Raw genomic sequence first — 26,344 nt, 5'->3', positions numbered from 1 at the left:
CCGGGAGCAGAGCATGGAGGCCCTCGACGGGAGGCCAGGTTTCCGGAAACATATCGGAAGCAACGGCATCAGCCCCCGGCACGACGACGTCGCCGGTGGGACTTCGGAGTGCCGGTACAAGCGACAGGAGGCTGCCATGAGCAGCGATCCCCGGGCCAGCAACGGCCACCGCACCCTGACGGCGGCGCCACTGGCAGCGTGGCAGGACCCGTCCCGACCGGTCGACGTACGGGTCGACGACCTTCTCGGCCGGTTGTCACTGGAGGAGAAGATCGCCCAGCTGTACGGCGTCTGGGTCGGCGCGGACGTGTCCGACGAGGACATGGCCCCGCACCAGCACGACATGGTGGACGAGATACCGGACTGGCGGGAACTCATCCGGGTCGGGCTGGGGCAGCTCACCCGGCCGTTCGGCACCGCCCCGATCGACCCGGCGCTCGGTGCGCGGGCGCTCGCCCGGATGCAGGCCGAGATCGTCGCCGCGAACCGGTTCGGAATCCCGGCGATCGCGCACGAGGAGTGCCTGTCGGGCTTCATGACCTGGGGCGCCACCGTCTATCCCACCCCGCTGGCCTGGGGCGCCACCTTCGACCCCGAGCTCGTCGAGCGGATGGCCGGGCAGATCGGGGCGGCGCTGCGGCAGGTGGGCGTACACCAGGGGCTGGCGCCGGTGCTCGACGTGACCCGCGACCCGCGCTGGGGCCGGACCGAGGAGACCATCGGCGAGGATCCGTACCTGGTCGCGACGATCGGCACCGCGTACGTGCGGGGGTTGCAGTCGGCCGGGGTCATCGCCACCCTGAAGCACTTCGCCGGTTACTCCGCCTCCCGGGCCGGCCGCAACTTCGCCCCGGTCGCGGTCGGTCCACGCGAACTCGCCGACGTGCTCCTCCCGCCGTTCGAGATGGCGGTACGCGACGGCGGGGCCGGATCGGTCATGCACTCGTACGCCGAGGTCGACGGCGTGCCGGCGGCGGCCGACGAACGGCTCCTCACCGACCTGCTGCGGGTCCGGTGGGGCTTCACCGGAACCGTCGTCGCGGACTACTTCGGCGTCGCCTTCCTGCAACTGCTGCACCACGTCGCCGACTCGGCCGTGGACGCGGCCCGGCTGGCGCTCACCGCCGGGGTCGACGTCGAACTGCCCGCCGTCCGCTGCTTCGGCCCGGCCCTCGTCGCCGCGGTCCGCGCCGGGACCGTGCCGGAGGCCCTGGTCAACCGGGCCGTTGCCCGGGTCCTGCGGCAGAAGTGCACGCTCGGGCTGCTCGACCCGGAGTGGCAACCCGGTCCGCCGGCCCTGGCCGGTCGCGGCGACGAACCGGCCGAGTTGGAGGGGACCGTCGACCTGGACCCGCCGGCCAACCGGGCGCTGGCCCGGGAACTCGCCGAGGAGTCGGTGGTCCTGCTCGCCAACAACGGAGTCCTCCCGCTGGCCCCCGACTCGCGGATCGCGCTGGTGGGGCCGCTGGCCGACGGCGTCACCGGGATGCTCGGCTGCTACACCTTCCCGAGCCACGTCGGCGGCCAGCATCCGGGCGTACCGGCCGGGGTGGACATCCCCACCCTGCTGGCGGCGCTGCGCACCGAACTGCCCTCGGCCCGGTTGAGCCACGCCGCCGGCTGCACCGTCGACGGTACGGACCGGGCCGGGATCGCCGAGGCGGTGGCCGCCGCCACCGAGGCCGACGTGTGCGTGGCGGTCCTCGGCGACCGGGCCGGTTTGTTCGGCGCCGGCACCTCGGGCGAGGGCTCAGACGCGGCCGACCTGCACCTGCCCGGAGTCCAGCAGGAGCTGCTCACCGGGCTGCTCGACACCGGGACCCCGGTGGTCCTGGTGCTGCTCGCCGGGCGTCCGTACGCCCTCGGCGGGTGGGCGGATCGACTCGCCGCCGTGGTGCAGGCGTTCTTCCCCGGCGAGGAGGGCGGTCCCGCGATCGCCGGGGTGCTCGGCGGGCGGGTCAACCCGTCCGGGCGGCTTCCGGTCAGCGTGCCCCGTGATCCCGGCGGGCAGCCGGCCGGATACCTGGCCCCGGCGCTGGGTCACCGCACCGAGGTCAGCAACATCGACCCGACCGCCCGCCACCCGTTCGGGCACGGCCTGTCCTACACCCGGTTCGACTGGCGGGACGTCCTCGTCGACGGTGTCGCACCGACCGAAGGACAGCGCACCGACGTGCCCACCGGCGGCACGGTCACGGTCTCGGTGGCCGTGGAGAACACCGGGGAGCGGGACGGTGCCGAGGTGGTGCAGCTCTACCTGCACGACCCGGTGGCCCAGGTGACCCGCCCGGTGGTCCGGCTGACCGGGTACGCCCGGGTCCCGCTCGCCGCGGGCCAGTCCCGGCGGGTGACCTTCCGGGTGCACGCCGACCTCACCTCGTTCACCGGCCGCGACGGCCACCGGGTGGTCGAACCCGGTGACCTGGAGTTGCGACTGTCGGCGTCGAGCGCCGAACACCGGTTCGTGGTGCCGCTGCGCCTGACCGGGGTCGAGCGCCGGGTGGACCACCGGCGGCGGATGGTCGCGGAGGTGACGGTGCGGTAGGACCCGCCCGGTACGCGGTCAGGGGATGATCGTCGCCAGGTCCTCGGGCATGGTCGACCTGACGTCGTCCCACTCCCCCGGGCTGATGTGCCGCCGCAGGGCGTCGAGGACGGTCTGCACCACTCCCTCGGCGCCCCCGTCGACCTCGTACGGGAAGCCCTGCCGAACCTCGTAGAGGAAGTCCTCGCGGTTCAGCTTGACCGGTACGTCGCTCGGCTCCCAGCCCTCGTAGTAGACGCCGCGCACCAGCACCGGCAACTGGGCCGCGAACTGGACGCTCTCCTGCACCGGAAGCCGGTCGCGGAGCAGTTGCAGCACCGTGCGCAGCGCCGCGTACGACTGGTTGCGCCGATGCTTCGGCCACCCGTACGCCTGCTCGATGTCCTTGAGGATGAGGTTCGTCTTCTCGATCGACGCCTCGAAGGTCGAGTACGGATTGCTCGCCACCATGTTCCCCCGTCCGGTGAGTGCACCGGCTCTCCCACCGGTGATCTCCCCAGGGTCGCGCCGGGGCGGGTGAGCGGGGTTCACCCCGGCCGGGTGAACGGATCCGCTCAGGCGGCCCGGCGTTCCCGCGACTGCTTGCAGGAGACGCAGGTGGTGGCGGACGGGAAGATCTCCAACCGCTCCACCGGGATCGCCGCGGAGCAGCCCTCGCACCAACCGTACGTTCCCTCCTCCAACCGGGCCAGTGCGTGCTCGAACTGGGCCCGGCGGTCGAGGATGGTCCGCAGCAGCGACTGGGCGGTGTCCCGCTCGGCGGTCTTGGTGCCGCTGTCGGCCTGGTCGTCGCCGGCGGTGTCGCCGACCTCCACCAGCCGCAGCACCTGGCTCTGTAGCACGGCGTCGTCGTACTCGCCGGTCAGCTCGTCGAAACGAGCCTCCAGTGCGAGCCGGATCAGGTCTGTGTCCGCCTGGGAGCGGGCCGTGCCGACCGCATCGTTGACGACGACCGCATCGTTGACGAGCATGCGTTTGCCCTGCCTTTCCGTGACGGCGGTGGACTCGCTGCCAGGACCCGGTTGGTCCGGCGCGGTCCACCGTGACCGGGCGCATACCCGTACCGGCCCGCCGTCAAACACGGAAAATTTGCGCCCCGCGATCGTGTCCCCGACCGCTGGGCGCCGGGCCGGGCCGGGGGCGAGGTTCAGTCCGGATCGCCCGGTTCCACCAGGGCGGGGTGGCGCGGGTCGTCCATCCGTACGACCACGTCGGCGAACGTCGCCGGAACGACCTCCTCGCGGTAGCGGGCGAAGGCGGGCAGGGTCCAGGCGTCCGCCGGGTCGGTGCGCCGGGCCAGCGCCGCGGGCGACAGGACAAGGTGGATGGTGACGTCGAAGGGGAGCCCGCCGCCGAGCAGGAACGCGCCGCTGACCAGGAGCACCGCCCCGGTCGGCAGGTCGAGGTAGCCGGCCCGGCTGGCCCGGTCGGTCCGCGCGTTCCACAGCGACGGCAGGATCCGACCGCTGCCCGAGGGTCCGGCCGGGTCGAGCACCTCCCGCCGCAGCCCCGCCTCGTCGAGCCAGTCGGTGTAGAACGCGTCCGGGTTGTCCCGACCGAACTCGTACCGCAGCGACGCGGGCCGGAGGAAGTCCTCGGCCCTGATCGGCAGCGCCGGACGGCCACGCAGGCGCAGGGGGTCGACCAGGGCGTCGGCGAGCCGGTCCGGCCCGGCGGCGGCCGGACCGTCGACCGCCACCCGCAACGGCTGCCCGGGGCGTTCCCCGGCGAGCCGGTCGGCCAGCTCCTGGACCAGCGACTCCGGGCTGATCGGGCGGATCTTCACCCGGTCCATACTGCCCGAACGGGTCAGCCGATCTGGTCGACGGTGACCCGCGCCTCGTCGGCGAGTCGGTAGCCGACGCCGTACACGGTGGTCACCAGCGGTACGTCGGCGCCGACCTTGCCGCGCAGCCGGCGGACGTGCACGTCGACCGTACGGACGCCGGTGTGCTCGTACCCCCACACCGCGGCGAGCAGTTGCAGCCGGGTGAAGACCCGACGGGGGTGTTCCACCAGGTGCAGCAAAAGGTCGAACTCCAACCGGGTCAGCGGCAGCGGCTGGCCGTCGACCAGCACGGAGCGGGAGGCGGCGAGAATGCGTACCTCGGGCACGTTCGGGTCGGCGATGGACGGTCCGGTCTGGCTCGACTCCGGCACCGGCCGGGGCGGCGGGCGCAACGCGGCCGGTTCGGCGGTACGCCGGTCCGCGTACGTCGGTCCGGGGATGACCGTGGCCTGGCCGTGCTCGATCAGCTCACGGGCGGCGTCCAGCAGTCGTTGCGCCGACGGGGTCAGCGCCTCCTCCCCGCTCAGGGGAATGGAGAGGGTCACGGTCAGCGCGGGCGCCCCGGCGCTGCTGGGACGGCGTTGGGCACCCGGCGGGCGACCGGGTCCCGCTGGCTGGGACGTATGCCATCCGGCACGCGACGACGCGGGGCTGACCGACATGGTCCTCCTTGGCTGATGGGGGGAATTCCCCGCGGCCCGTGGTGCCGCACGCTCGATGTTTCCGGGCACCACGGTTAGGGTCAAGGGGCCACTACGTTGCATGAATGTGACAATTGACGCACGCATCGGAACTGAACGCTCGCTCTGCGTACCAGATCTTGGGAAATCCGGCGGGGCGGTCCACGATGATCGAGTGCGGGGAGTACTGGCCGGTTTCACGGCCATCTGGACGGTCACGCTCGCCGGTTACCTGATCGGCCGCATCGGTCTGCTCGGCCCGGACGGGACGACGGTGCTGGCCCGACTCGCCTTCTTCGTCGCCGCCCCGGCACTGCTGTTCACCACGCTGGCGCGTTCCTCGCTGGCCGAGGTGTTCACCCCGGCCCTGGCCGCCTTCGTGCTCAGTACGGTGCTGGTCGCCGCCGTCTACCTGGCGCTCGCCCGGTGGGTGTGGCACCGGCCGGCCGGCGAGGCGACCGTGGGCGCGCTCAGCGCCTCGTACGTCAACGCGGCGAACCTCGGCCTGCCGGTGGCGGCGTACGTGCTCGGTGATCCGTCCTTCGTGGCGCCGGTGCTGCTGTTCCAGGTGCTGCTGGCCTCACCGCTGGCACTCGGCGTGCTGGACGCCACGGCCACCGGAAACCGGCCCTCGGTACGCCGTCTCGCCCTGCTTCCGGCCCGCAACCCGATCATGCTGGGGTGTGCCGCCGGGCTGGCCGTCACGGTCACGGGACTGCCGTTGCCCGAACCGGTGATGCGCCCGTTCGAGCTGGTCGGGTCGGCCGCCGTACCGTTGGCGCTGCTCGCCCTGGGCATGTCGCTGCGCGGCAGCCGTCCGCTCGCCGGTGGCCCGGAGGCGGGCGAGCGGTACACCGCGGTCGGCCTCAAGGTCCTGGTACAGCCGGCGCTGGCCTACCTGATCGGACGGTTCGCCCTCGGCCTCACCGGGCCGGCCCTGCTGGCCGCGGTGGTCACCTCCGCCCTGCCGACCGCGCAGAACGTGTTCGTCTACGCCACCCGGTACCAGCGAGCCGAGTCGCTGGCCCGGGACACCGTCGTGCTCTCCACCCTCGCCGCCGCCGTGATGCTGGTGGCCATCGCGGCCTGGCTGGGCTGAGCCGGACCCCCGCGCGGTGCGCGGGCTACGCGTCGCGGTCCAGGCTGATCCGGGCCTCGTCGGCCAGCCGGTAGCCGACCCCGTACACCGTCGTCACCAGGGGCACCGTCTCGCCCACCTTGGCCCGCAGCCGGCGTACGTGCACGTCGACCGTACGGGCGACCGCGTGTTCGTAGCCCCAGACGCTGTTGAGCAACTGCAGGCGGGTGAAGACCCGACGCGGGTGCTCGGCCAGGAAGACCAGCAGGTCGTACTCCAGCCGGGTCAGCGGGATCGGCGCACCGCCGCGCAGCACCTTCCGGGAGCCGGCGAGGATCCGAAGTGGAGTGGAGTCCTGGGCGGGGGCGTCGGCCTCCTCACCCCAGACTCGCGCCGGTGCCGGCTCGACGACCAGCCCGATCGCACCGGGAGCACCGGTGATCGCCGCCCGGTCACCCTGTTCGACCAACTGCTGGACCAGCTCCAGCAGGCGGGACGCCTGCGGGGTCAGGGTGTCGCCACCGCTCAACGTGATGTCGAGGGTGACGGTGAGGGTGGTGGGGGCGTTGCCTGGTTCGATCCGTCGGCGGCCGAGGGTCGACCGTACCGATCCGCTCGACGGTGGGTACGTGCGCGGGCTGATCGCGATGACCGACATGAGGCGCCTCCTAGCGCTGGTGTTCCGTGCCGTCCCGCGGCGCGGTGGCGCGCGGGATCAGGTGTACGCCCGGCCGGCGATCGCCGGGGGCGCGGTGGTGAGGTGGGCGTAGACGTCGGTGGGGCCGAACGCCGGCAGACCGGCCAGCCGCCAGGCGGCGAACCCGCCCGCGATGTCGGTGGCCAGGTACAGGCCGAGGTCCTGGAGTGCGGCGGCGGCCAGCGAGGAGGTGTAACCCTCCTGGCAGAAGATGACCACCGGCAGGTCGTACCGGTCCGCGACCGGCAACCGGGCCGAGCTGCGCGGGTCGAGCCGCCACTCCAGCACGTTGCGCTCGATCACCAGCGCGCCGGGGATCGAGCCGGTCGCGGCCCGCTGGGCGGCCGGTCGGATGTCGACCAGCAGCGCCCCGCCCCGGTACGCCAGGTGCCCCGCCTCCGGTTCGAGCCGGTGCAGCCGCAGCCGGGCGGCATCGAGGATGTCGTCGATGCCGCGGGAGCCGGCCGGTGCCGTCGTGTCCGGACAGTCCGCCTGTCGGAGCGATGAGTTGATCAGTTTCACCAGGCCACCCCTGCCTCAGCCACCTCGGCCACCCGCAGCTTGCCGCCGTCGAGTTCGTAACGGGTCATCCGGCGCAGCGCCGGGAGGTAGACGTGCACGCTCACCGCGGGCTCGGTGCCCCGGTTGCTGACCCGGTGCACGTGCCGTGGACCGAACTGCCGTCCGCTGTCGGCCGCCAGCACGGTCGGCCGGAGTTCGCCACCGACGACGATCTCCTCGGTCAGCGCACCGGCGGACACGAGGAAGCCACCCGACGAACCGCCGTGGTCGTGCAGGTCGGTCGTCTGGCCGGGCAGCCAGGTGAGCAGCCAGACCTCGTACTCGTCGGTGCCGGCCAGCCGGGCGTACCAGCGTTCGACCGGGTCGAACTGGGCGGTGACGGGCCAGGAGGCCGGGTTCGAGGCGTACTGCCGGGCGATGGCGAGCGGGTCGGTGGAGTTGATGGTCATCGTCATTCCTCGTCGAAGGCGATCGGTCCAGTGCCCCCACCCTAGCCAATAAAACCTATAGGCTTGGTAGGTAATTGGCTTTGTCTCACCTGTTGGGAACCGGACGAGGCCCGCCCCGCCGGACAGGACGGGACGGACCTCCTCGACGGGACCGGGACGAAGCTCAGGCGCCGCCCTCGTTCAGGGTGACCGTGGCCGGTTGGAAGCCCGCACCGGTGACGTCGACCCCCGAACCCCTGAGCGCGTCCAGCGCCCGCTGGACGTACTCGTTGGTGTACGCCGCCGGATCCGGCTGCTTGGTCAGCACCGTCTGCCCGTCCTGGTTGCGGGTGGTCAGGGCCAGGTCGACGGTTGCCTTCCAGGCCGTCTCGTCGATCAGCCCGACCCCCTTCGGTGCCGGCCAGATCAGCTTGTTGACCTCGTTGGTCTGCCAGAGCTGGTGGCTGGCACCGAGCTTGGCGCCCCGGGCGACCACCAGGTCCCGGCACACCTGCGGGTTGTCCCTGCAGTACGCCCACCCCTTGATCGTGCCGGTGAGGAACTTCACCGCCGTCTCCTGGTACGCCCTGTCCTTGGCCAACCGTTCGCTGTTGGCCCAGACCGCGTCCTGCAGCATCGCGGTGCCGATCGTGTTCCAGTCCAGCACCGTGAACGCCTCCGGCCGGTAGAGCTGACCGGTCTTCGGGTCCTTGGCCTCCAGCAACTGGGCGTACTCGTTGTAACTCATCGCCTGGGCCGCGTCGATGTCACCGCGCAGCAGCGCCTGCATGTCGAACTGCTGCTGCACCAGGGTCACGTCCTTACCCGGATCGAGTCCCGCCTTGGTCATCCCGGCGAACAGCTCGAACTCGTTGCCGAACCCCCAGTTGCCGACCTTGCGGCCCTTGAGGTCGGCCGGCGTACGGATTCCCCGGTCGGCGAAGCTCACCTGGTACGTCCCGGACCGGGCGAAAATCTGACCGATGTCGGTGATCCCGGCGCCCTGCTCCCGCGAGGCGAGCGCCTTCGGCACCCAGGCCACCGCGAAGTCGGCCTGTCCCTGCGCCAGCACCGTCTGCGGGACGATGTCGACACCGCCCTCGACGATCTCCACCTCGAGGCCCTGCTCCTGGTAGAAGCCCCTGTCGACGGCGGCGATGTACCCGGCGAACTGGGCCTGCACGAACCACTGCAACTGCAGCTTGACCGAGGTCCTCCCGCCCGGCGCGGTGGACCCGGAACCGGTGCCGTCCGCGGTGCCGCAGCCGGCCAGCACCGCACAACTCACGAGCCCGGCGACAAGGCGCCGTCTGCTGAGACTACCCATCTGTCCTCCAGCGGTTGACTCTGCGCATCGGGACCGGTCGGCCCCGACGTCGGGCGGCGCCGGGCGGGCGAGGGCCCAGCACGGCCGTCGTCAGCCGGACCGCCGCGCCCGCCAGGGCATCGTCAGGCGTTCCAGGCCGAGGGCGGCCAGATAGAAGACAAGACCGAGCACGCACGCGCCGACCACGAACGCCCACGCGCGCGGGTACGCGGTGTACGAGGCCGCCGAGGTGATCCGCGATCCGAGGCCGTCCTGCCGACCCCCGAAGTACTCCGCGACCACCGCCGCGATCACCGCCAGGGAGGACGCCTGACGCAGACCGGTGAAGACGAACGGCAGCGCGCCGGGCAGGCGTACCAACCGGGTGAAGGTCCAGCCGGGAGCGGCGTAGCTGGTCATCAGCTCGCGGTGCACCGGGTCGACCTCGCGCAGCCCGCGCAGGGTGTTGAGGAAGACCGGGAAGAACACCACGATCGCCACCACGCTGCGGCGCGGGATGCTGCTGGTGGACTCGAACATGTTGTTGAGGATCGGCGCGAGCGCGATGATCGGCAGGGCGTTGAGGGCCGCCGCGACCGGCACCGCCACCTCGCCGAGGAAGTCGAACCGGCTGGCCAGCATCGCGGCGAGGATCGCCAGCACCGCCCCGGCGACCAGCCCGACCAGCGCGTTGGTGCCGCTGGCCAGTCCGACCTGCCAGATCACCGCCCGGTTGTCGACCAGTTCGCTGCCGATCGCGGACGGGGCCGGCAGCAGGAACGGCGCCACCCGCCCCAGGGTGACGGTCAGCTCCCACGCCACCAGCCCGCCCACCCCAACCAGCAGGGGCGGACCGACACCACGCAGGAGCCGGCGCGTCCCGCCGCCGACGGTCACCGCGACACCGCCGGATCCGCCGGCTCCGGTTCCCCCGGTTGGTCGGCCGGGTCCGGTCCACCCGGCGGGCCGGCCGGCGGCCCGTGGCGCAGGGCCTGCCGGACCCGGGTGATGCCGGCGAAGAACTCGGCGGTCTGCCGGGTGGTCTCGTTCCGCTCCGCCAGGTCGATGGCGATCTCGGCGGTGATCCGTCCGGGACGGGCCGACATCACCACCACCCGGTCGGAGAGGTACACCGCCTCCGGGATCGAGTGCGTCACGAAGATGGTGCTGGTGCCGGTACGGGCACAGACCCGCAACAACTCGTCCTGGAGCCGCTCCCGGGTCATCTCGTCCAGGGCGCCGAAGGGTTCGTCCATCAGCAGCAGCGGCGGGTGCACCGCCAGGGCGCGGGCGATCGCCACCCGCTGCTGCATGCCTCCGGACAGTTGCGGTGGATAGTGCCCGGCGAAGTCGGCCAGCCCGACGAGGTCCAGCATCTCGCGTGCCCGTACCCGCCGCTCCCGCCGGCCGGTGCCGCGCAGTTCCAGCGGCAGCTCGACGTTGCGCTGCACCGTACGCCACTCGAAGAGGCCGGCCTGCTGGAAGGCGATGCCGTACTCCCGGTCAAGGCGCGCTGTCCGGGCCGGCTTCCCGGCCACCCGTACGGTCCCCTCGGTGACCGGGATCAGGTCGGCGACCAGGCGCAACAGGGTCGACTTCCCGCAGCCCGAGGGCCCGATCAGGCTGACGAACTCGCCCCGCCGTACGGTCAGGTCGACGCCGGTCAGCGCGGTCACCCGGTCCGGGCGGCCGGGGTTGAAGACCTTGGTCACGCCGGTGATCTCGACCGCCGGTCCGTGTTCCGTGGTGGTCACCGCATCGACGCCCTTCGTCCGGGGGTGAGCAGGAGTTCCGCGAGCCCGACCGCGCCCGCCACCAGGAGGCCGAGCAGCACCGCGCCGAGCAGCGCGGTGTAGACCTTGGCCGGGTCGGTGGTCGCCTCGCGCGAGTATTCGATGACCAGCCGGCCGATGCCGCCCCGGGTGCCGGTGGAGATCTCCCCGACCACGGCACCGACCACGGCCGCCGCGCCGGCCAGCCGCAACGCCGGGTAGAGGTAAGGCGTGGCCGCCGGCAACCGCAGTTTCACCAGCGTCCGCCACCAGCCGGCGGCGTAGCTGCGCATCAGTTCCTCGGCTATCGGTGCCGGCGAGGTCAGCCCGCGCAGCAGCCCGACGGCGATCGGGAAGAACGCCAGGTACGCCGCGATGGTCGCGACCGACATCCACGGCTGCCACGGGTACGACCCGATCGACAGCCGCCCGCCCCATCCGGCGATCACCGGGGCGAGCGCGATCAGCGGAACGGTCTGCGACAGCACCACGTACGGCAGCAGCCCGCGCCGGACCCAGCGCAGGCGCTGCATCAGCACCGCGAGCAGCAACCCGACCAGGGCGCCGGCGAGGAACCCGACCGCGACACTGCGGAGGGTGACCAGGCCGGCGTCTGTCACCACCAGCCAGATCGGATCCCCGCCGACCCGTTCCGGATCGCCGAACCGGCCCAGTATCTCGGTCAGGTGCGGCATGGCGGCGTCGTCGGCGCGGGGCAGCACCCGTACGCCGAACAGCACCGTGCCGTCCGGGTCGCCGACCGCCTTGTAGCCCTCCCAGAGCAGCCCGCCGAGCACCACCGCCCCGAGCACCCCGAGCGCCGTACGCACACCGCGCCGACCCGGTGGCGGGGCGGCCGACCCAGGGTCGGGTAAGCCGCCGGTCATACGGCGTTCGCGGCCGAGCCGGCCCGCTGCACCGGGCTGTGCCGCCGGGTCCCGTCGCGCAGTACCGGGATGATCTGCTCGCCGTACGCGGCCAGGGTCTCCTCCTTGGCGTCGTGCTGGAGGTAGACCGCGAACTGGTCGACCCCGAGGCCGCGCAGTCGTTCGAGCTTCTCCAGGTGCGCCGAGACCGGGCCGAGCAGGCAGAACCGGTCGACGATCCCGTCCGGTACGAAGTCCGCGTGCCGGTTGCCGGCCCGGCCGTGCTCGGCGTAGTCGTAACCCTGCCGGCCGGCGATGTAGTCGGTGAGCGCCTGCGGTACCGCCCCGGTCGCGCCGTACCGGCCGACGATGTCCGCCACGTGGTTGCCGACCATGCCCCCGAACCACCGGCACTGGTCGCGCTGGTGGGCCAGGTCGTCGCCGACGTAGGCCGGGGCGGCGACGCAGAACCGGATCGCCGCCGGATCCCGACCGGCCCGTTCCGCCGCCGCCCGCACCGCGCCGATCATCCAGGCGGCGATGTCCGGGTCGGCGAGTTGCAGGATGTATCCGTCGCCGACCTCGCCGGCCAGGGCCAGCGCCCGTGGCCCGTACGCGGCCACCCAGACCTCCAGCTCACCACCGGCCGCCCAGGGGAACCGCAGCTCCTGCCCCCGGTAGTTCGCCGATCGGCCGTTGGCCAGTTCCCGGATCACGGTGACGCAGTCGCGTAGCTCGTTGATGCTGGTCGGCGGGTACCCCAGCGTCCGCAGGGCCGAGTCGCCCCGACCGATGCCGCAGACGGTGCGGTTGCCGTACATCTCGTTGAGGGTGGCGAAGTGCGACGCGATGACGGTCCAGTCCCGGGTGCCGGGGTTGGTCACCATCGGGCCGACCACCACCCGTTCGGTCCGGGCCAGGATCTGCGAGTAGATGACAAACGGTTCCTGCCAGAGCAGGTGCGAGTCGAAGGTCCAGACATGGCTGAACCCGGCCGCCTCCGCCCTCTGGGCCAGCGACACGAGTTCCCGGGCGGGTGGGTCGCACTGGAACACGACTCCGATGTCCATCGTCTGCTCCTCGTGGTCGGGCTAGCGGACCTTGGGGAAACCGAGGTCGACCTCGCTCGTCGCCGGGTCCGGCCAACGCGAGGTGACCACCTTGGTACGGGTGTAGAACCGGAGCCCCTCCGGCCCGTACATGTGCAGGTCGCCGAAGAGGGACGCCTTCCAGCCGCCGAAGCTGTAGTAGGCCACCGGCACCGGGATCGGCACGTTCACCCCGACCATGCCGCAGACCACGTCGTACTGGAAGCGGCGGGCCGCACCGCCGTCGCGGGTGAAGATCGCCGTGCCGTTGCCGTACTCGTTGGCATTGACCAGGTCGACGGCCTGCTCGTAGGTGTCGACCCGGACCACCGACAGCACCGGGCCGAAGATCTCGTCGAGGTAGAGGTCGGAGTCGGTGCGGACGTGGTCGACCAGCGAGGCGCCGAGGAAGAACCCGGGTCCGTCGGCGGCCGGCAACGTCCGCCCGTCGACCACCAGCTCGCCACCGGGCCGGTCCAGGTAGGACCGCACCCTGTCCCGGTGCTCGCCGCTGATCAGCGGCCCCATCTCGGCGTCCGGGTCGGTCGCCGGGCCGACCCGGATCCGCCCGATCCGCTCCGCGATCGCCGCGACCAGGGGATCCGCGACCGCCCCGACGGCAACCACCACGGAAACCGCCATGCACCGCTCCCCCGCCGAGCCGAAGCCGGCCGAGATCGCCGCGTCGGCCGCCGCGCCGAGATCGGCGTCGGGCAGCACCACCATGTGGTTCTTCGCCCCGCCGAGCGCCTGCACCCGCTTGCCTGCCCTCGTCCCGGCCTCGTAGACGGCACGGGCCACCGGGGTCGAACCGACGAACGACAGCGCGGCCACGTCCGGGTCGGCGAGCAGCGCGGTCACCGCCGAGCGGTCCCCCTGCACCACGTTGAACGCCCCGTCCGGCAGCCCGGCCCGGCGCAGCAGGTCGGCCAGGAGCAGCGAGACGCTCGGGTCCTTCTCGCTCGGCTTGAGTACGAAAGTGTTGCCGGCGACGAGGGCGGTGCAGAACATCCACATCGGAACCATGGCCGGGAAGTTGAACGGGGTGACACCGGCGACCACCCCGAGCGGCTGGCGGATCGAGTAGACGTCCACCCCGGTCGCCGCCTGCTCGCTGTAGTCGCCCTTGAGCAGGTGCGGCGCCCCGGTCGCGAACTCGACGTTCTCCAACCCCCGGGCGAGTTCACCGGCGGCGTCGGCGACCGTCTTGCCGTGCTCGGCGGAGAGCAGGGTGGCGATCTCCTTGCTGTGCGCGTCGACCAGGTCCCGGAAGCGGAACATCACCTCGGCGCGGCGGGACAGCGATGCGGCCCGCCAACCGGGCTGGGCGGCACGGGCGGCGAGGACCGCGGCGCGTACCTCCTCGTCCGTGGCCGCGACCACGACGGCCTGCTGCTCTCCGGTGGCCGGGTCGAAGACCGGCAGCCGGCGGTCGCCGGTGCCGGCGACCTCGACCCCGTTGATCCAGTGTGGAATCTCGCGCATGTTCCTCACGTTCCCTTGCTCGCTAACCGAGGTACGACGACAGGCCACGGGGCAGGTACCGGCCGTGACCGGCCCGCCCGTGGTACGTCCCGTCGGAGACCAGCACGGCGCCCCGGGAGATGACCGTGTCGACCCGACCGGCGATCCGGTAACCCTCGTACGCGGAGTGGTCCATGTTCATGTGGTGGGTCTCCACGCTGATCGTGGTCTGCCCGGCCGGGTCGTAGAGGACGATGTCGGCGTCCGAGCCGGGCGCGATGATGCCCTTGCGCGGGTAGAGGCCGAACATCCGGGCCGGCGTGGTGGAGATCGTCTCGACCCAGCGCTCCAGCGACAGCTTGCCGTCGACCACACCCTGGTAGACCAGGTCGACCCGGTGCTCGACGCCGCCGATCCCGTTCGGGATCTTCGAGAAGTCGCCGAGGCCGAGTTCCTTCTGGTCCTTGAAGCAGAACGGGCAGTGGTCGGTGGAGACGATGGCCAGGTCGTTGGCGCGCAGTCCGCGCCACAGGTCGCGGCGGTGCGACTCGTGTCCGCTGCGCAGCGGGGTGGAGCAGACCCACTTGGCCCCCTCGAAGCCCGGCGCGCCGAGCTGCTCCTCCAGGGTCAGGTAGAGGTACTGCGGGCAGGTTTCGGCGAAGACGTTGCGTCCGGCGTCGCGGGCCGCCGCGACCTGTTCGAGTGCCTCGCTGGCGGACAGGTGCACGATGTAGAGCGGGCAGTCGCGGGCCACCTCGGCCAACCGGATCGCCCGGTGGGTCGCCTCCGCCTCCAGCGCCGCCGGCCGGGTCAGTCCGTGGTGGATCGGATCGGTGTCGCCCCGGGCCAGGGCCTGCTGCACGAGGACGTCGATGGCGATCCCGTTCTCGGCGTGCATCATGATCATCGAGCCGTTCTCCCGGGCCCGCTGCATCGCCCGCAGGATCTGGCCGTCGTCGGAGTAGAACACCCCCGGGTACGCCATGAACAGCTTGAAGCTGGTGATCCCCTCATCCGCGACGAGCTGGTCCATCGCCTTGAGCGAGTCGTCGTCGACCCCGCCGAGGATCATGTGGAAGGCGTAGTCGACGTGACAGTTGCCGGCCGCCTTCGCGTGCCAGGCGGCCAGCCCGTCCTGGACCACCTCACCGGTCCGCTGCACCGCGAAGTCGATGATCGTGGTGGTGCCGCCGTACGCCGCCGCACGGGTCCCGGTGTCGAAGGTGTCGGAGGCGTTCGTGCCACCGAACGGCAGTTCCATGTGCGTGTGCGCGTCGATGCCGCCGGGGATGACGTACCGCCCGGTGGCGTCGATGACCTCGTGGTCGCCGTCCGGCGCCCGTCCCGGCGCGAACAGGGCGGCGATCGTCTCGCCCTCGACCAGGACGTCCGCGTGGTGCGCCCCGGTGGGGCCGATCACGGTTCCGCCGGTGATCAGCAGTGCCATCTCCCGCTCCTCCCGTTCGTTTCGATCGACACGACGCCGGGCTCCGACCTGCCGGAGGCGCACGGCCCCGGAGGGCTACGGCTGTACGAGTCCCTGGTAGGCGTCGGGGCGCCGGTCCCGGTAGAAGGCCCACCGGTCGCGTACCTCGGCGAGCAGCCCGAGGTCGAGATCGCGCACGATCAGCTCCGGCTGGTACGCGTCACCGACCGCGCCGACGAACTTGCCCTCGGGGTCGACGAAGTACGAGGTGCCGTAGAAGTCGTTGTCGCCGAGGTCCTCGATACCGGTCCGGTTGATCGCACCGATGAAATACTCGTTCGCGACCGCCGAGGCCGGTTGCTCCAATTGCCACAGGTACGACGAAAGGCCCCGACTCGTCGCCGACGGGTTGAACACGATCGTCGCGCCGGCCAACCCGAGTGCCCGCCAGCCCTCCGGGAAATGCCGGTCGTAGCAGATGTAGACGCCGATCCGGCCGACCGCGGTGTCGAAGGTCGGGAAGCCGAGGTTTCCGGGACGGAAGTAGAACTTCTCCCAGAAGCCGTGCACCTGCGGAATGTGCGTCTTGCGGTACTTGCCGAGGTAACTGCCGTCGGCGTCGACCACGGCCGCGGTGTTGTAGAGCACGCCCGGCTGCTCCTGCTCGTACATCGGCAGGACCATCACCAGGCCGAGTTCGGCGGCGAGGGCCTGGAACCGCTCGGTGGTCGGGCCGGGGATCGACTCGGCGTACGCGTAGTAGCCCGGGTCCTGCACCTGGCAGAAGTACGGACCGTAGAAGAGTTCCTGGAAACAGATGACCTGTGCTCCCTGGGCGGCCGCCTGGCGGGCGTACTCCTCGTGAGCCTTGATCATTGACTCTTTGTCCCCGGTCCAGTTCGTCTGCACCAGGGCGGCGCGGATGCTGTCGGCCACGGTCGTTCCTCCCTCGGGTGTTTCCGGGTGGATGGCGTAGGACCTTAGTGACACTTGCCGGGGTGGACAATGGCCAATCTGTTACAGGCTTGTTCGGAGAAATGACACGCTGCAATTGATCATCGTCGCGGGGATACCCGCGTTCACCTCGGCAGGTTAAGATCGGCACCCGCGGCGGAGGGAGAGCCGACGGCACGGGTGGTCACGGCCGTGAGCCGCAGCGTCACTCGCCCTCGCGCTCCGCGAACACCGCCAGGGCAACCTGGTACGTGTCGAAGGCGCGGGCCGCACCCGCGTACGCCTCCAGGTGCACGAAGAGGTCGACGATCTGGTCCTTGGTGACGCCGACGTTCAGCGCGATCCGCAGTTGTCCGCGCAGGGGTTCGTGGGTGCCCAGCGTGGCGGCGATCGCGACGGAGACCAGCGCCCGGCTCCGGTCGTCGAGGGCGGTCCTGGTCCAGGAGTCACCGAAGGTGTGGGCGGTGGCCAGGGCACGGAAGTCCGCGCCCGAGGCCGGCTCGCCGGGTCCCATGGGAATCACCAACGGTGTACCGAGGAGCCGTTCGGCGTTGTCGAGGGCGCGCTGTTGTGCCTGCTCGTCCACGTCCCACTCCTCAGCCCTGCTCGCCCGGTCCGGCGGCGCCGCCGTCGCTACGCCGATAATCACCCGATTTCCCGGAACATGGGGCGGTTACCCGCAAATGGCGACCGTCGGGGGCGACGGTTGAGCAAAGGAAAGTTACCTGCTTCAATGCGGTGGGAGCACCGGGCCGTCATACCTATCACCCAGCACCGTGACGGGAGACGACCATGCTCCGCAAACCCCTCGGTCAGGCCGTGCTGGCCACGCTGGCCGTACTGATCGGGCTCGCGATCGCGACGCCCACCCTTCCGGCCGCCTCCGCGCCGGTCACCGCCCTCGCCCCGGTCAGGATCATGCCGCTCGGCGACTCGATCACCGGCTCGCCCGGCTGCTGGCGGTCCATGCTCTGGAACAGGCTCCAGAGCACCGGCTACACCAACGTCGACTTCGTCGGCACGCTCGGCCCGCAGGGCTGCGGACAGCCGTACGACGGCGAGAACGAGGGCCACGGCGGGGCTCTGGTGACCAACGTGGCCAACCAGAACCAGTTGCCCACCTGGCTGTCGGCCACCCGACCGGACATCGTGCTGATGCACTTCGGCACGAACGATGTCTGGAGCAACGTCGCACCGGCGACCATCCTCACGGCGTACGGCAAGCTGGTCGACCAGATGCGGGCCAGCAACCCGGCGATGAGGGTCCTGGTTGCCAAGATCATCCCGATGGCGCCGAGCACCTGCGCGGAGTGCGGCCAGCGGGTGGTCGCCCTGAACGACGCCATCCCCGGCTGGGCCGCCGCGAAGAGCACCACCGCGTCACCGGTCGTGGTGGTGGACCAGTGGACCGCTTTCAGCACCGGCAGTGACACCTATGACGGGGTGCATCCGAACGCCGCGGGCGACCAGAAGATGTCCGACCGCTGGTACCCGGCGCTGACCGCCGCGCTCAACGGCGTCACCCCGACGACGAGCCCGACCGCCACCCCGACACCCACCCGTACGCCCACGGCGAGCCCGACTCCGACCCGTACCCCGACGACCGGGCCGCCGACCACCCCGCCGCCGACAACAACCGCACCCCCGATCGGCGGCTGCACCGCGACGTACCGCGTGATCGGGCAGTGGCAGGGCGGCTTCCAGGCCGAGGTGACCGTACGCAACGGGAGCACCGGGGTCTTCGCCGGTTGGGCCGCCTCCTGGAGCTTCGGTTCCGGTCAGCAGGTCAGCCAGGCGTGGAACACCACGCTGACCCAGTCCGGGACGAACGTGTCGGCTCGCAACGTGGGCTGGAACGGCAACCTGGCGCCGGGCGCGACGGCAACGTTCGGTTTCCTCGCGAGTTGGAACGGCTCGAACCCCGTACCGACGGTCACCTGCACCGCCTGAACCCATGGCCGTTGCGGGCCGAGGATAGGGCCACGAACGGCCCACGACAGCACGGACGGCCCGGACCTTGATGGTTCGGGCCGTTGTCGCTGATCGATCGACCGCACGGTTCCGACCCGATCAACCTCGCTTCCGAGGCCCGGACTCAGCGGCGCAGGGTGGTCTCCCGCTCCATGTGCGACAGCTTCTCCGGGTTGCGCACCGCGTAGATGCCGGTGACGAGGCCGTCGTCGATGCGCACCGCGAGAACGCTGTCGATCTCGCCGTCGATCCGGAGAATCAACGCCGGACAGCCGTTGACCTGCGCCGGCCGCAGCGACGCCAGGGCGGCGACCCGGGGCAGCCCGGCGGCGAGTACGCGGGCCACCCGGTCGGCGCCCACGATGGGCCTCGGCACCGCCTGCTTGACTCCGCCACCGTCGCCGAGAAGGACAACATCCGGTGCGAGGATGTCCAGCAGACGTTGCAGGTCACCCGTTTCGGTCGCCCGCTGGAACGCCTCCAGCGCGTTCCGGGTCTCGGCCGGGGTGACGACTCCGCGCGGTCGGCGCGCCGCGACGTGTGCCCGTGCCCGGTGGGCGATCTGGCGGACCGTTGCCGCGCTCTTGTCCACGGCTTCCGCGATCTCGTCGTACCCGAGGTCGAACACCTCGCGCAGGACGAACACCGCCCGCTCGGTGGGCGTGAGTGTCTCCAGCACCAGCAGCATCGCCATCGAGACGCTCTCGGCCAACTCGACGTCCTCGGCCACGTCGGGCGCGGTGAGCAGCGGCTCGGGCAGCCAGGAGCCGACGTAGGACTCCCTGCGGCGGCCGAGCGTACGCAGCCGGACGAGTGCCTGCCGGGTGGTGATCCGGACCAGGTAGGCCCGCTGGTCCCGTACGGTGTCGAGGTCGACGCCCGCCCACCGCAGCCAGGTCTCCTGGATGACGTCCTCCGCGTCGGCGGCCGAGCCGAGCATCTCGTAGGCGACGGTGAACAGCAGGTTGCGGTGGGCGAGGAACGCCTCGGTGGCCGGGTCCGGACGGTCGTCGCGGCTACCGCCCCGGCCGCGATCGTCGGCTGCGGTTCGCGACGTGCCGGTCATGAGGGGCTCCTCTTCACGTTCGACTGGGTCACCCACCAGACACCGGGGACCGCCGTTCTGTGACACCGGGACGCTACCGATGTTCGTCACCTGTCGGTGGCACTCGTCACGTCCTCGGTGCTGTCACAGGGCCCGTCCCGCCGGCATCTCGTGTTCGTCAAGTGCTGCGACAGCACCCGCGACACCACGAGTGAGGACGGAAGTCATGGAACCCCGTATCGACCTGTTCAGCAACGAGATCGGCGCCAAGTTCGCCAAGCGGTTCGCCAACGCCGGCCTGGTGATCGTCCAGTCGCCCCTGCCGAAGGCCACCCAGGAACTGGTGAGCCTGCGCGCCAGCCAGATCAACGGCTGCGGTTGGTGCATCGACATGCACACCAAGGAGGCCACGGCCGCCGGGGAGAGCGCGGTCCGGCTCCACCTGGTGGCCGCCTGGCGGGAGTCCACCGTGTTCACCGAGGCCGAGCGGGCCGCCCTGGCACTGGCCGAGGAGGGCACCCGGCTCGCCGACGCCCACCAGGGCGTGTCCGACGAGACCTGGGACCAGGTACGCAAGCACTACGACGACGACCAGATTGCCGCGCTGGTCGCCCTGGTTGCCCTGATCAACGCGGCCAACCGGCTCGCCGTGATCGTGCACCAGAGGGGCGGCTCCTACGAGCCCGGCCTGTTCGCCGCGTTCAACCGGTAGACGGACGTATCTCGCGCGCCGGCGTGCTTCCGCCCGGCGCGTGAGCGCCGGCCCGGCCCGGCCCGGCCCGGGGACGATCGATCCGGGCCGGGCCCGCGCAGGCGGTGGATGATCGATACTGTGCCCCGGTGGCCCATACACAGCTCACCGCCGAGTTGGTGGTCGACGGTCGTGCTCCGCGCACACCGGCGCTGTCGCCGGACGGCAGGTGGGTCGCCTACGTGGTCGCACCGGGCGGGCAGGCCGGTGACCACCCCGTGAGCGAACTCTGGGTGGCCGCCGCCGACGGGACAGGGTCGCCCCGACGATTGACCTCGGGAGAGGCGCACGATTCGGCGCCAAGGTGGGCCGCGGACTCGGTGGTGGTCTACTTCCTCTCCGACCGGGCCGAGCGTGGCACGGCGCAGGTACACCGGGTCGGGCTGGTCGACGGTGTGGTGCAGGCGCTCACGTCCTGGTCCGGTGGGGTGTCGGGTCACCTCCCGCTGGCCGATCCCGACCTGGTCGTCGTGATCGCGGCCGACGAACCGTCGGCCGAGGACGAACGTCGGGCCAGGGAGCGCGACGACGCCCGGGTGTGGGGCGAACGCGTACGCCCGGACCGGCTGCGCCTGCTCGACGTGCGGAGCCGGGAGGTCCGGACACCGGACGGGTTCGGGAATCGCCATGTCGTCGAGGTGGCCCGGCGGCCCGACGACGGAACGCTGGCGGTCCTCACCTGGTCGACCCCGGACGTGGACCCGGGCCTGGTCGATCCCGGTCTCCACCTGCTCGACCCGGACGGTGGCGGGACACGGGACCTCGGCCCGGCGGCGGCGGACGCGTCGTCGCTCGTCTGGTGGTCCGCGGACGACGGCTGGCACCTGGCGTATGTCGCGAAGACCCCACCCACCCTGGTGGGCGGACACGCGGTCCTCGACGTCGCCGTACCGGTGAGCGGGCCGGTGAGCGAGCACCGCAACCTGACCGCCGGCTTGACCTGCTGCCCGATCCACCTGGTCCAGGTCGACACCGGTCCGCCGCTGGCCCTGGTCGCCGACGGGCTCGACACCGCGATCCACCGGCTCGATCCGGTCGGGCCCGACTTCGTGGAGGTGTACCGGGTCGACGGCCTCGCCATGTCGTTGACCGCGAACCGGCACGGTGACGCTGTCGCGGCGGTGCTCAGCACGTCCTACGAGCCGCAGAACGTTCACGCCGGGCCCACGAGCGGGCCGCTGACGAGGCTGACCGACCTCAGGCCCGAACTCCGGGACATCCGTTGGGGTGTCCAGGAGCGCCTGTCGTACGAGGCATCGGACGGGCTGACCCTCGACGGCCTGCTGATCCTGCCCGCCGGCCGGTCCCGCGAGGACGGGCCCTTTCCCCTGGTGACACTGGTCCACGGCGGCCCGTACGACCGGCACGACGACCGGCTCAAGCTCGGCTGGTTCCCGTCCGGCCAGGGCCTCGCGACCGCAGGCTACGCCGTGTTCCTGCCGAACCCGCGCGGTGGCAGGGGGCACGGCCACGACTTCGCGATACGCGTCGCCGGTGCGGTCGGCGCCGAGGAGTGGACCGACATCTGCGCCGGAATCGATCTGCTCGTCGCCGACGGGGTGGCCGATCCCGACCGGCTGGGCATCGGTGGCTGGAGCCACGGCGGGTTCATGGCCGCATGGGCGGTCGGGCAGACCGACCGGTTCAAGGCCGCCGTGATGGGAGCCGGAATCAGCGACTGGGGAATGCTCGCCGCAACCGGGGAGGAGGGGCCGTTCGAGTCCGCACTGGGCGGCAGCAGCGGCTGGGAGGGGACGGGTCCGCACCGCCACGACCGGCTCAGCCCGATCTCGTACGCCTCCGGGGTCCGCACGCCGGTGCTGATCCTGCACGGCGAGGACGACACGAACGTTCCGGTGTCACAGGCGGAGTTCTTCCACCGCGCGCTACGCAGGTTCGGCGTCGAGCACACGTACGTCGTATATCCCCGCGAGGGTCACCGGATCCGCGAGCGCAACCACCAGCTCGACGTGCTCCGCCGCACCCGGGCCTGGTTCGACCGGTGGCTCGGATGACCCCGACGAGCAGCCCGTCCGCCGGCACCGCGACCGCCGGGGCGGACGAGGGCGGGGCGCCAGCCGGTTGAACCGGTGACACCCCGCCCCGTTACCCCCCCCCGCCACGACTGCGGGAGGTCCCGTCGTCGGTGGCTCAGGCGGTGCAGGTGGCGCCGTTCAGCTTGAATCCGCTCGGTGGTGGGCTGGACGAACCGCTGCTGATGAAGCCGATCGTCGCGGACGCGCCCGGTGCCAGCGAGGCACCCCAGCTCGGTGCGGCGGCGGTGGCGGTACTGCCGCTCTGCGAGACGGTGGCGTTCCAGCCCTGGCTGATGGTGTTGCCGCTGGGCATGGTCCAGCTTGCCGTCCACGGGTTGACCGCCGCGGTCCCGTTGTTGCGTACGGTCACCGTGGCCTGGTAGCCGCCGGACCAGGAGCTGTCGACGCGTACCGAGCCGGTGCATGCTCCCCCACCGGCGGGCGGGGTGGTCGGAGGTGCCGTGGTGGGTGGCGGCGTCGGCGGTGCGGTGGTCGGCGGCGGGTCGGTCGGGCCACCGTTACCGCCGAAGTTGACGTCGGAGCAGTTGTAGAACGCCTCCGGGCTGTCGGAGCGCTGCCAGATCGAGTAGATGATGTGTCGCCCGCTCTTGTTGGGCAGGCGGGCGTTCCAGACGTACTCGGCGCCCGATGCCCCGCTGCCCAGCGGCGGGTTGGTGATCTGGTCGAACGGCGTCGCGTCCAGATCCGACCACTTCAGCGGCGCGTTCGGGTTCCACCCGTCCCGGGTGACGTACTGGTACCAGGTGCCGGGGTGCGGGGCCCAGGCGTTGTACCGGAACGTGATGGCGGCGCCGGACTGGAGGTTCGTCGTGGGCCAGTCGGCCGAGGCCGCGTTGTACGCGGCGTACTTCGTCGTCCCGGCGCCGCAGAGCGCGCCGTCCGGGATGATCTCCCGGTGCCGGCCGGCCGCGTTGCTGATGAGGACGCCGAAGAAGTCCCAGAGCGGCTGCTTGCCGCCCTGGGCGACCGCCGCGGCGCAGGCGGGGTTGGTCGGGTTCAGGTCGCCGCCCCCACCGGCGCGACCGTCGAGGTAACACGCGTACGTACGAGTCGCGGGGTACGTCATAGCCCCGTGGGCCAGTACGGCATCGGGCTTGAGGAGCAGCGGGAGCCCGCTACCCAGGATCGCGGCGGCGGCGATGACCGCCAGCCTGCGTCTGATTCGCAACGTACTTTCCTTTCGGTGCGGCCACGGCCGTCACTCGCGCGTCCGCCCGGAGGACGGGTCGCGGAAGCTGCGGGAACGTGGGCTCGGGCCACCGTAGGAGTTGCACCCGGGTGCCCGACGCCGAAGATCTGGACGGTGTCTCGCGTCCGCACCACTCGGTCCGCATCCGGAGCGTCGCCCACCTCGCTCCGTGCCCGGGAACCGTCGGCGCAGACGGCCACTCGCGACCGGCACGCACCGACATTCGACCACAGGGCGATCCATTAAGCAATGTACGTCGATGGAATCGCTCCACGTCGTACACATGGAACAGCGGGCCCGACCTCCGCGAGGAAGGTCGGACCCGCTGGTTGCGGAGCCGTTCACCCGGATCCGGCAGCGACAGCTACCGGCGCCGGGAGTTGCTCACCAGGACCAGTAGCTGGGCTGGGTCTGCGGGTTGAACTCCTTGTACGGCTGGAGCTTCGCAGTCCAGGTACGCCAGTCGTTCAGGTCGAGCACATCCAGGCCCTTCTGGATGTCGTTCGAGTAGATGTAGCCGTTGTAGTAGTACGCCGACCACGATCCACCCGTCACCAGGCGCGTGTCCGAGATCGGACCCCGCTCCCAGTAGGCAATTTCCTTCGGCTGGGCCGAGTTGGTGAAGTCCCAGACCGAGATGCCGCCCTGGTACCACGCCTGCACCATGATGTCGCGGCCGAGCACCGGGATCAGCGAGCCGTTGTGGGCCACGCAGTTCTCGAAGTTCGTGTTCTCCCGCGGGATCTTGTAGTAGCTACGGAAGACCAGCGTGCGACCGTCGCCCCGACCGGTGATGTCGTAGATGCCGTCGGCGCCACGGGTGGCACCGATCGTCGGGTTGCAGGTCGGGCCGCCGCCGCCACCGAGCTCGTCGGTGAAGACGACCTTGGTGCCCGCGTTGTTGAACGTGGCCGAGTGCCAGAACGAGAAGTTCACGGTGTCGCGTACCGAGCTGATCACTCGGGGCGCTTCCCGGTTCTTGATGTCGAACAGCACGCCATCGCCCATGCAGGCGCCCGCGGCGAGGTCCTTCTCCGCGTAGACGGTGATGTCGTGGCAGCCGGCGGTGGCCGAGCTGCCGTTGCCACCCGGGTTACCGCCGTCCGGGAAGAGCACCGGCGTGGCCACCACAGCGGCGTCGGTCGGCTTCTTCACCGGGACCTTGATGATGGAGATCAGGTCGTGCGGCGGCTGGCAGTCCGGGAAGGCGGCGTTCGGGCTGTACGAGGAGACGTACAGGTAGACCGACTTCTTGTCCTTGCCCGGAACCAGGGTGTGGGTGTGCGACCCGCACTTGGTCTCGACGGACTTGATGTAGCGGGGGTTCTTCTTGTCCTTGATGTCGAAGATCTTGATGCCCTCCCAGGAGGCGGGGTTGGCCGCCGACTGGGACGTGCTGGCACACGAGTCATCGCTGCGGGACGAGTCGGTCGACAGGAACAACAGGTCACCGTAGACGGTGATGTCGTTCTGCGAGCCGGTGCAGAGCACCTGCGACACGACCTTCGGCGACCGCGGGTTCTTGACGTCGAAGATGACGAACCCGTCGTAGTTGCCGGCGAAGGCGTAGTTCCCCGAGAAGGCGAGGTCGCTGTTGAGGGCGGCCTCCGTGTTGAACGGGCCCACCTTCGGTACGTTGGCGATCTGGCGCAGGTTCGGGCTGCTCGAGATCTCATCGACACCGGGTATGGCGTCCACGGTGGACGGAGCGGTGGTCCGCTCCTGGGCGCTGCTGGGCGGAGCGGTCGCCACGCCGAGCACGAGCAGGGCACTCGCGGCAAGCCCGACGATGCGGAGTCGCCGCGACCCTGGTGGGGAAAGGTTGAACATCTGGCGGCACCCTTCGAAAGGGGTTAACGATGTTGAGGACCTTACCTAACCCATCAATTCCTCGATGTGATGAGTATCACATCGAGGAACTCGCGCGTCACCTGGCTATTATCCAAGACGATCTTCGACGAGGAGAGACCAGATGACTGGAACAAGCCGACGGCGGATCGTCCTCGTCGCCCTGGTGGCACTGCTGGTGGTCGGCGGCATCGCCGCCGCACAAGGGTTCTCCGGTGGTTCGTCCACTGACGACCGTACCGCCGGGGCCACCGCCGGCGGCACCCCGAGCCCCTCCGCGGGCACCGGCGGGGACGCTCCGGTGATCATGCCCGGCCGGCCCGGCGAGTCCGCCTCGATCGCGCCACCCGGTGAGCAGGTCGCACCGAACACACCGCGTTACAACACAATGGACGCCGAGTACATCCGGATGATGATCCCGCACCACAGCCAGGCCCTGCTGATGACCGAACTGGTGCCCGACCGTGCCGCCGACCCCCGGATCAAGGTGCTGGCCGGACGGATCAAGGACACCCAGGGGCCCGAGATCCTGCGTATGCGCGGCTGGCTGGAGTCGTACGGGCTGGACCCGGACGAGGACAAGCGTCGCGGCCACGACCACGGCACGATGGCCGGCATGCAGAGCCCCGAGGCGATCGCCCGGCTCACCGCCGCCCGTGGCGCCGAGTTCGACCGGCTGTTCATCGAGATGATGACCAACCACCACCAGGGCGCGATCGACATGTCGATCAACCTGCTCAAGGTCGGTGTCGACCTCATCGTGGAGGAGATCGCCACTGCCGTGGCGTCCGAGCAGAACATCGAGATCCAACGCATGCAGGGGCTGCTGACCGAGTAGGGGCGCCGACCCGGGGTGGTGGTCGCCGGG

25 protein-coding genes are annotated in these 26,344 nt (G+C 71.0%); 6 read left to right on the top strand and 19 right to left on the bottom strand.

Annotated features, from left to right (window positions below; translation table 11 throughout):
• Window positions 1-136: 136 nt before the first annotated feature.
• Window positions 137-2,545 carry a beta-xylosidase/alpha-l-arabinosidase gene (locus tag ACWEFB_RS00240; protein ID WP_452280735.1) on the top strand — a complete coding sequence of 803 codons (2,409 nt, stop codon included), beginning with the start codon at window positions 137-139 and terminating at the stop codon, window positions 2,543-2,545.
• Window positions 2,546-2,563: 18 nt separating this feature from the next.
• Here the strand turns inward: ACWEFB_RS00240 and ACWEFB_RS00235 are convergent, their stop codons facing one another.
• The 4 genes from ACWEFB_RS00235 to ACWEFB_RS00220 all read right to left on the bottom strand — a co-directional run bounded on the left by ACWEFB_RS00235 (window position 2,564) and on the right by ACWEFB_RS00220 (window position 4,996).
• A complete protein-coding gene (locus ACWEFB_RS00235; protein WP_452280733.1) occupies window positions 2,564-2,995 on the bottom strand; it encodes a DUF2267 domain-containing protein in 432 nt (143 codons plus the stop codon).
• Window positions 2,996-3,099: 104 nt separating this feature from the next.
• Window positions 3,100-3,516 carry a TraR/DksA family transcriptional regulator gene (locus ACWEFB_RS00230; RefSeq protein WP_326558668.1) on the bottom strand — a complete coding sequence of 139 codons (417 nt, stop codon included), beginning with the start codon at window positions 3,514-3,516 and terminating at the stop codon, window positions 3,100-3,102.
• Between the two features lie 176 nt (window positions 3,517-3,692).
• Complete coding sequence (locus tag ACWEFB_RS00225; RefSeq protein WP_452280730.1) at window positions 3,693-4,331, bottom strand: uridine kinase; 639 nt, start codon at window positions 4,329-4,331, stop codon at window positions 3,693-3,695.
• A gap of 23 nt (window positions 4,332-4,354) precedes the next feature.
• Entirely contained in the window at window positions 4,355-4,996 is a 642-nt protein-coding gene (locus ACWEFB_RS00220; protein ID WP_452280728.1) for a winged helix-turn-helix domain-containing protein, read from the bottom strand.
• 193 nt (window positions 4,997-5,189) lie between these two features.
• Here ACWEFB_RS00220 and ACWEFB_RS00215 point away from each other — a divergent pair, with 193 nt between their 5' ends.
• Complete coding sequence (locus ACWEFB_RS00215; RefSeq protein ID WP_452280726.1) at window positions 5,190-6,113, top strand: AEC family transporter; 924 nt, start codon at window positions 5,190-5,192, stop codon at window positions 6,111-6,113.
• Between the two features lie 25 nt (window positions 6,114-6,138).
• Here ACWEFB_RS00215 and ACWEFB_RS00210 read toward each other — a convergent pair whose 3' ends face one another.
• From ACWEFB_RS00210 to ACWEFB_RS00155, 12 genes are all read right to left on the bottom strand, one after another.
• Entirely contained in the window at window positions 6,139-6,750 is a 612-nt protein-coding gene (locus ACWEFB_RS00210) for a winged helix-turn-helix domain-containing protein (RefSeq protein ID WP_452280724.1), read from the bottom strand.
• Between the two features lie 57 nt (window positions 6,751-6,807).
• Window positions 6,808-7,305 (bottom strand): rhodanese-like domain-containing protein, encoded by a 498-nt coding sequence (locus tag ACWEFB_RS00205; RefSeq protein ID WP_452281387.1) that lies wholly within the window; start codon window positions 7,303-7,305, stop codon window positions 6,808-6,810.
• A 2-nt stretch (window positions 7,306-7,307) separates the two neighbouring features.
• Complete coding sequence (locus ACWEFB_RS00200) at window positions 7,308-7,760, bottom strand: cysteine dioxygenase (protein WP_452280722.1); 453 nt, start codon at window positions 7,758-7,760, stop codon at window positions 7,308-7,310.
• 163 nt (window positions 7,761-7,923) lie between these two features.
• Entirely contained in the window at window positions 7,924-9,066 is a 1,143-nt protein-coding gene (locus ACWEFB_RS00195) for an ABC transporter substrate-binding protein (RefSeq protein ID WP_452280720.1), read from the bottom strand.
• Between the two features lie 90 nt (window positions 9,067-9,156).
• Window positions 9,157-9,942, bottom strand: a complete 786-nt coding sequence (locus tag ACWEFB_RS00190) for an ABC transporter permease (protein WP_452280718.1) — start codon at window positions 9,940-9,942, stop codon at window positions 9,157-9,159.
• Entirely contained in the window at window positions 9,939-10,799 is an 861-nt protein-coding gene (locus ACWEFB_RS00185; RefSeq protein WP_452280716.1) for an ABC transporter ATP-binding protein, read from the bottom strand. Before ACWEFB_RS00185 ends, ACWEFB_RS00190 begins: the two co-directional genes overlap by 4 nt.
• On the bottom strand, window positions 10,796-11,647 hold the full coding sequence (locus tag ACWEFB_RS00180; RefSeq protein WP_326558677.1) for an ABC transporter permease: 852 nt from the start codon (window positions 11,645-11,647) through the stop codon (window positions 10,796-10,798). Before ACWEFB_RS00180 ends, ACWEFB_RS00185 begins: the two co-directional genes overlap by 4 nt.
• A 53-nt stretch (window positions 11,648-11,700) precedes the next feature.
• On the bottom strand, window positions 11,701-12,753 hold the full coding sequence (locus ACWEFB_RS00175) for a TIGR03842 family LLM class F420-dependent oxidoreductase (RefSeq protein ID WP_452280714.1): 1,053 nt from the start codon (window positions 12,751-12,753) through the stop codon (window positions 11,701-11,703).
• Window positions 12,754-12,774: 21 nt separating this feature from the next.
• Window positions 12,775-14,256 (bottom strand): CoA-acylating methylmalonate-semialdehyde dehydrogenase, encoded by a 1,482-nt coding sequence (locus ACWEFB_RS00170; protein ID WP_452280712.1) that lies wholly within the window; start codon window positions 14,254-14,256, stop codon window positions 12,775-12,777.
• A gap of 22 nt (window positions 14,257-14,278) precedes the next feature.
• Window positions 14,279-15,682, bottom strand: coding sequence for a dihydropyrimidinase (gene hydA, locus ACWEFB_RS00165; protein WP_452280710.1), 1,404 nt, complete (start codon window positions 15,680-15,682; stop codon window positions 14,279-14,281).
• 75 nt (window positions 15,683-15,757) lie between these two features.
• The gene (locus tag ACWEFB_RS00160) at window positions 15,758-16,597 is read right to left on the bottom strand and encodes a nitrilase-related carbon-nitrogen hydrolase (protein WP_363601688.1); all 840 of its coding nucleotides are present in this window, start codon (window positions 16,595-16,597) and stop codon (window positions 15,758-15,760) included.
• 223 nt (window positions 16,598-16,820) lie between these two features.
• Window positions 16,821-17,264, bottom strand: a complete 444-nt coding sequence (locus tag ACWEFB_RS00155; protein ID WP_452280707.1) for a carboxymuconolactone decarboxylase family protein — start codon at window positions 17,262-17,264, stop codon at window positions 16,821-16,823.
• Window positions 17,265-17,407: 143 nt separating this feature from the next.
• Here ACWEFB_RS00155 and ACWEFB_RS00150 point away from each other — a divergent pair, with 143 nt between their 5' ends.
• The gene (locus tag ACWEFB_RS00150; RefSeq protein ID WP_452280705.1) at window positions 17,408-18,565 is read left to right on the top strand and encodes a cellulose binding domain-containing protein; all 1,158 of its coding nucleotides are present in this window, start codon (window positions 17,408-17,410) and stop codon (window positions 18,563-18,565) included.
• Window positions 18,566-18,710: 145 nt separating this feature from the next.
• Here ACWEFB_RS00150 and ACWEFB_RS00145 read toward each other — a convergent pair whose 3' ends face one another.
• A complete protein-coding gene (locus tag ACWEFB_RS00145; RefSeq protein ID WP_452280703.1) occupies window positions 18,711-19,652 on the bottom strand; it encodes an RNA polymerase sigma-70 factor in 942 nt (313 codons plus the stop codon).
• 205 nt (window positions 19,653-19,857) lie between these two features.
• Here ACWEFB_RS00145 and ACWEFB_RS00140 point away from each other — a divergent pair, with 205 nt between their 5' ends.
• A complete protein-coding gene (locus ACWEFB_RS00140) occupies window positions 19,858-20,343 on the top strand; it encodes a carboxymuconolactone decarboxylase family protein (protein ID WP_452280701.1) in 486 nt (161 codons plus the stop codon).
• 128 nt (window positions 20,344-20,471) lie between these two features.
• Window positions 20,472-22,397: a S9 family peptidase gene (locus ACWEFB_RS00135; protein WP_452280699.1), complete on the top strand. Its 1,926-nt coding sequence runs from the start codon at window positions 20,472-20,474 to the stop codon at window positions 22,395-22,397.
• Window positions 22,398-22,533: 136 nt separating this feature from the next.
• Here ACWEFB_RS00135 and ACWEFB_RS00130 read toward each other — a convergent pair whose 3' ends face one another.
• Together ACWEFB_RS00130 and ACWEFB_RS00125 are read right to left on the bottom strand one after the other, a co-directional pair.
• Entirely contained in the window at window positions 22,534-23,607 is a 1,074-nt protein-coding gene (locus ACWEFB_RS00130; RefSeq protein WP_452280697.1) for a lytic polysaccharide monooxygenase, read from the bottom strand.
• A gap of 405 nt (window positions 23,608-24,012) precedes the next feature.
• On the bottom strand, window positions 24,013-25,458 hold the full coding sequence (locus ACWEFB_RS00125; protein ID WP_452280695.1) for an LVIVD repeat-containing protein: 1,446 nt from the start codon (window positions 25,456-25,458) through the stop codon (window positions 24,013-24,015).
• Window positions 25,459-25,600: 142 nt separating this feature from the next.
• Here ACWEFB_RS00125 and ACWEFB_RS00120 point away from each other — a divergent pair, with 142 nt between their 5' ends.
• Window positions 25,601-26,314, top strand: a complete 714-nt coding sequence (locus ACWEFB_RS00120; protein ID WP_452280693.1) for a DUF305 domain-containing protein — start codon at window positions 25,601-25,603, stop codon at window positions 26,312-26,314.
• The last annotated feature ends 30 nt before the right edge of the window (window positions 26,315-26,344 follow it).

The organism is Micromonospora sp. NPDC004704, from assembly GCF_053601675.1.
Note: the sequence above shows the minus strand (reverse complement) of the source record. Positions and strands in the feature narration are given on the sequence as shown.

Bases quoted from the DNA above. Each gene is read 5' to 3' on its own strand.
- ACWEFB_RS00240 (WP_452280735.1), top strand. From the start codon at position 137: ATGAGCAGCGATCCCCGGGCCAGCAACGGCCACCGCACCCTGACGGCG.
- ACWEFB_RS00235 (WP_452280733.1), bottom strand. From the start codon at position 2,995: ATGGTGGCGAGCAATCCGTACTCGACCTTCGAGGCGTCGATCGAGAAG.
- ACWEFB_RS00230 (WP_326558668.1), bottom strand. From the start codon at position 3,516: ATGCTCGTCAACGATGCGGTCGTCGTCAACGATGCGGTCGGCACGGCC.
- ACWEFB_RS00220 (WP_452280728.1), bottom strand. From the start codon at position 4,996: ATGTCGGTCAGCCCCGCGTCGTCGCGTGCCGGATGGCATACGTCCCAG.
- ACWEFB_RS00210 (WP_452280724.1), bottom strand. From the start codon at position 6,750: ATGTCGGTCATCGCGATCAGCCCGCGCACGTACCCACCGTCGAGCGGA.
- ACWEFB_RS00200 (WP_452280722.1), bottom strand. From the start codon at position 7,760: ATGACCATCAACTCCACCGACCCGCTCGCCATCGCCCGGCAGTACGCC.
- ACWEFB_RS00195 (WP_452280720.1), bottom strand. From the start codon at position 9,066: ATGGGTAGTCTCAGCAGACGGCGCCTTGTCGCCGGGCTCGTGAGTTGT.
- ACWEFB_RS00175 (WP_452280714.1), bottom strand. From the start codon at position 12,753: ATGGACATCGGAGTCGTGTTCCAGTGCGACCCACCCGCCCGGGAACTC.
- ACWEFB_RS00170 (WP_452280712.1), bottom strand. From the start codon at position 14,256: ATGCGCGAGATTCCACACTGGATCAACGGGGTCGAGGTCGCCGGCACC.
- hydA (WP_452280710.1), bottom strand. From the start codon at position 15,682: ATGGCACTGCTGATCACCGGCGGAACCGTGATCGGCCCCACCGGGGCG.
- ACWEFB_RS00150 (WP_452280705.1), top strand. From the start codon at position 17,408: ATGCTCCGCAAACCCCTCGGTCAGGCCGTGCTGGCCACGCTGGCCGTA.
- ACWEFB_RS00145 (WP_452280703.1), bottom strand. From the start codon at position 19,652: ATGACCGGCACGTCGCGAACCGCAGCCGACGATCGCGGCCGGGGCGGT.
- ACWEFB_RS00140 (WP_452280701.1), top strand. From the start codon at position 19,858: ATGGAACCCCGTATCGACCTGTTCAGCAACGAGATCGGCGCCAAGTTC.
- ACWEFB_RS00125 (WP_452280695.1), bottom strand. From the start codon at position 25,458: ATGTTCAACCTTTCCCCACCAGGGTCGCGGCGACTCCGCATCGTCGGG.
- ACWEFB_RS00120 (WP_452280693.1), top strand. From the start codon at position 25,601: ATGACTGGAACAAGCCGACGGCGGATCGTCCTCGTCGCCCTGGTGGCA.